This window comes from Oleiphilus sp. HI0132 (assembly GCF_001635845.1).
In genome coordinates, this window is sequence record NZ_LWGJ01001529.1 from 1 (window position 1) to 1,357 (window position 1,357).

1 protein-coding gene and 1 riboswitch are annotated in these 1,357 nt (G+C 43.6%); the gene reads right to left on the reverse strand.

All coding sequences use genetic code 11. The features are described from left to right. Positions 1-142, reverse strand: a riboswitch (cobalamin riboswitch). This riboswitch is flagged as partial in the annotation. Between the two features lie 93 nt (positions 143-235). Continuing rightward, positions 236-1,357: ATP-binding protein (locus tag A3766_RS23565; RefSeq protein ID WP_231882975.1), on the reverse strand; the 1,122-nt coding region annotated here is incomplete at its 5' end.

Consider the following 1,357-nt stretch of genomic DNA (forward strand, 5'->3'; position numbering starts at 1 on the left):
CACAGTGGCGAGAGCTAGTCCTGTTACTCAATTACCGTTGCGGGGGCAGCGTTGGACTTATTCACTGCTTTAACAAACAGCCTTCACCAACTTCCCGTTTCATTCTTAGCAAATGGACAAAGCCAAGAACACCTGTAACGTGGGCGCTAATGTAATAATGTCAGGTTTAAAAGTCAAGTATGCAAATATTTAGGGCCAGAGTAAAAACGGCTATTTTTATTCTGGCCCTAAATATTTATTGCTCTGGAATAGTAAAGTAAAAACTTGCGCCTTTGCCAACCTCAGAGTCGGCCCAGACCCTCCCTCCATGCTTTTCGACAATCCGCTTAACCGTTGATAAACCGACGCCGGTGCCATCGAAGTCACTTTTGTTATGCAATCGCTGGAAGGTCGAGAAGAGCTTACCCGCATGTGACATATCAAAACCTGCACCATTGTCCTTAACCTTAAACACGCGCTCTGTTCTTCCGAGTTCGTCATCAACCAAAGCAGAGCTAAATGCTATTTCTGCAGATTCTGTCTTGCTACTGTACTTCCAGGCATTGTTTATCAGGTTTTCAACGACTGAATGCATCATTCTGGCATCACCATTGATATTCATATCTGGCTGAATATAAATATCTACGACACGCAGGGGATAGGTATCGCGCAGATTGGCCACTACTGTGTCAGCAATTTGGCTTAAGTTTAGGTCTGTTCTTTTTACTTCTTTTCGCTGCATTCGTGACAGGTCCAGCAAACCGTTAATCAAGTCTTCCATCGACTTGGCACCGGCAACGACTTTCGCCAATATCCGTTGCGCTTCTTCATCAAGCTGCGAGGCGTAATCATCAAGTAAGATATCACTAAAGCCTTTGATCATGCGTAAGGGTGATTTTAGATCATGCGATACAGTATAACTAAATGATTCCAGTTCTTTATTTGCTGAGGCTAATTCAACATTAGCCTGGTCTAGATCACGCGTTCGCTGGGCTACTTTCTCCTCCAAACCTGCATTCAGGCCCGTCACTTCATCAAACAAACGTGCATTTTCAAGCGATATAGCAGCCTGAGTCAGTAAGACTTTTATCACACTCATGCGCTGCTCGGTAAAGACCCCTGTGCTCAAGCTATTCTCTAAGTACAGAGCGCCTATTTGAGATTTTCGGTAAACAATTGGCAAACATAATACCGACTTTGACCTTGCTTTCGATATATAAGCATCCTCTTTAAACTCGCCGTCAGCGCAAGCATTTTCTAGCCAGATTGTTTCACCTAAACGAAGTGTTAAATTGATTATGTCCTGAGGAACATTCACGGACTTTTCCAGAGGTATATGCATTAAATAGGAAGCCTGATCGTTTGGTAAATCGACTTG